Here is a 2,856-nt window from a genome sequence, read left to right on the forward strand (position 1 = left end):
CACGCAGAACCAAACCGGCCAAGGGGAAACTGGGATTTACAAACATGATCGCTAGTGTAAGAACGGCGATCCCCGCCATCCCAAGCTGCATGCCGAGCCGCGCGATGTTCCCGAATCGGGATGCGCTTAATGCGCCTAGCAGATAGCCGACGTAGTTGGCCACCGCCCAATCGGTCCCCGTGCCCATGTCAATAATGCCGTCTCGCAGCATCAATGGCATTAGCGGCGTAAATGCGAACCGCCCAATGCCCATCGCCACGGCCAGCGAAACAATGCCGGCGCAAACGATCGGCCACGTCTTATTTCGACGCGTAAGGTCTTTTGCGGTTCTCTGGTCCATGGCGCATGCCTTCATTTCATCTGCTCCGACTTGGTTTTAGCACAAGCCAGCATGGCGTCGCCGATCATATGGTGAGCCTGGGCCTTGAGGGTTGCGCCAGCGCTGCGTATGTCGCGGGCCTCCTTGTTCTGACTCAATTTTGACTTGCCGACCAGGCGTGTGATTTCGATTTCCATGCCAACAATTGCCTTGAGCATGGCGTCGATGAACTCCTTGGGACTATCCCCCATTTTCCATGGCACAGGCTGGGAAGCTTCATGTGTTCGGGTCAGCCGGCTAACCATTCCGCGCACGAAGCGCTCGTCGTCGCGGATGGTGATGCGTCCATAGGCATGGGCCACCACGTAATTCCAGCTGGGTACCTGCTTATGGAACTCATGCTTCGAGGGATACCAGTTAGGTGAAATATAGGCGTCGCTGGCGCGAAAGACCACCAGCACCTCGTCGCCATCGCGCACGTCCTGCCACACCGGATTGGCGCGTGCAACGTGCGCCGTCAGCACGCCCAGTCCGCCCTGCCGGGAATCGAGCTCAAAAGGAATGTGGTTGGCATCGAGCCCACTTGCGCCATGCGTGAGCAGCATGCCAAAAGGATGTTGCTTGATAATGTCATGCAGCACTTCTGTACGAGACTCATCGAAATGGGCGGGTACATACATATCAGTTCTCCCGGTGTTAATTTGACGTGGATTATCGCCATTTTCTGGATTACTATATAGGTCCACAATTGACCAATTTCAGTAGGCCAGAATCGTATGCCGCGACGCCCCCAGGCTGTGGATTTGCCGCCCATTAGCGGTTTGGACCGTACAAGCGGCCATCTTGGCCGCCAATTGACTCATGCTCTGCGCGAGGCTATACGTACTGGCAACCTGAAGCCTGGCGATCCTCTGCCTTCGACCCGTCAGCTAGCCGGCGCGCTCGACATCGCGCGCGGCACCGTCCTGGAGGCGTACGAACAACTGATCGCCGAGGGATTTCTCGACGCACAAGCAAGGGCGGGCACGCGGGTCGCTTCCGCGCTGGCCCAATCGCGGTCCGCCGCCAGCGGTTCGCAAGCGCCGGCGGCAAACGCGGCGCCCGCTTCACTTCCGGCACCGGCAGCCGCCTTCGCCAAAATCGCGGAGCAATTCAAGCCGCTCCCACCGCTCCCCTTTGCCGTTTCCGTTCCCACAGGCCCGGCTGCACCCGATGAAACGTGGCGACGACTCGGCAACCGCATCCGCGCCCGGGGATCAGGCGCACCCTCGGGCTATGACGATCCTCAAGGTGTCCAAGCCCTCCGGGAAGCCGTGGCTGAGTACGTGCGGAGGTCGCGCTCGGTGCTGTGCAGTGCAGAACACGTCATCATTACGGCGGGAACCCAGCAAGGGTTGTACGTCGCCTGCCAAGTATTGCTGGGCGCCACCGACAGCGCGTGGGTGGAAGACCCCGCCTACCGGGGCATTACGGGCATTCTCGAAAGCACAGGATGGCAGGATCGCATGGTGCGCGTTCCCGTTGACGATGCCGGCATCGACGTCGACGCGGGCGTGGCAATGGCCAACGATGCGCGTGCCGCATTCGTCACGCCTTCCCATCAATATCCCTTGGGAATGCCGATGAGCATGGGGCGTAGGAATGCACTGCTGGCTTGGGCACGGAAGAACGGCGCCTGGATCGTGGAGGACGACTACGACAGCGAACTGCGCTATGCCGGCCATCCGTTTCCTTCACTGCAGGGGCTTGCGCCGGATCGCGTTATCTATCTTGGCACCTTCAGCAAGATCCTGTTTCCGTCGCTGCGCCTGGGCTATGCCATCGTTCCCGGCGCTTTGGTACCCGCCTTTTGCGGTGCGCGTGCGCTGATGGACAGGCATACGCCAAGCGCCGATCAACACGTCCTCGCCGCCTTCATCACCGAAGGTCATCTGGATCGGCATATCCGACGCATACGCGGTGTGTACGCTGACCGGCGTAGCCAACTGGTTGGCATGCTCGAGCGGTGGATTCCCAAGGATCTGGCATGGCTGCAGCCAAGCGATCAGGGCATGCACCTGGTGCTCTGGCTAGCGCGCGGTATCGATGACGTCCTGCTGGCGTCACGCGCCGCGCAGGCTGGAGTCGCTGTGCGTGCAGTGTCTCCCATGTATTCGGAGGGTAATGGGCGCTCAGGACTCGTGCTTGGTTTGGGCGGATTCAGTAACGAGCAGATGGAGGCGGCAGTTCGGAGCCTTGCGGCAATCATGATGGCAATGAGAACATAATATTCCGCGAGATTTTCCCGAAAATATGGGGGGGGCGTTCGCATGGCCAAACATCCTCTATGCTCACCCACTCCTCAAGTCCGCCGAACAAGGCGCACAAGGTGATCATCACGACGGCCTCGACCTTGTGAAGCTTGTTGCGGGACCTTAGGAAACGCTGAATTATTCCTCAACGGTTGTGCCTGCCGTGATCTGAACCTGAGACAATGTGACACCGCCTACTGCTGCCCATCCGATCATGCAACGAAGCTTTTCCGACCTTGAGTACGC

3 protein-coding genes are annotated in these 2,856 nt (G+C 59.6%); 1 reads left to right on the forward strand and 2 read right to left on the reverse strand.

Features of this window, described 5'->3' with window-relative positions; genetic code table 11:
* Positions 1 to 340: YbfB/YjiJ family MFS transporter (locus tag AC56DV_RS03730; RefSeq protein ID WP_496312962.1), on the reverse strand; the 340-nt coding region annotated here is incomplete at its 3' end.
* 11 nt (positions 341 to 351) lie between these two features.
* A complete protein-coding gene (locus AC56DV_RS03735) occupies positions 352 to 999 on the reverse strand; it encodes an FMN-binding negative transcriptional regulator (RefSeq protein ID WP_496312963.1) in 648 nt (215 codons plus the stop codon).
* A gap of 96 nt (positions 1,000 to 1,095) precedes the next feature.
* On the opposite strand from AC56DV_RS03735, the gene pdxR reads away from it, so the two are divergent.
* Positions 1,096 to 2,586 (forward strand): MocR-like pyridoxine biosynthesis transcription factor PdxR, encoded by a 1,491-nt coding sequence (gene pdxR, locus AC56DV_RS03740; RefSeq protein WP_496312964.1) that lies wholly within the window; start codon positions 1,096 to 1,098, stop codon positions 2,584 to 2,586.
* The last annotated feature ends 270 nt before the right edge of the window (positions 2,587 to 2,856 follow it).

It is taken from the genome of Massilia sp. BGA-UO-ETr-WB1, assembly GCF_059567845.1.

Bases quoted from the DNA above. Each gene is read 5' to 3' on its own strand.
- AC56DV_RS03735 (WP_496312963.1), bottom strand. From the start codon at position 999: ATGTATGTACCCGCCCATTTCGATGAGTCTCGTACAGAAGTGCTGCAT.
- pdxR (WP_496312964.1), top strand. From the start codon at position 1,096: ATGCCGCGACGCCCCCAGGCTGTGGATTTGCCGCCCATTAGCGGTTTG.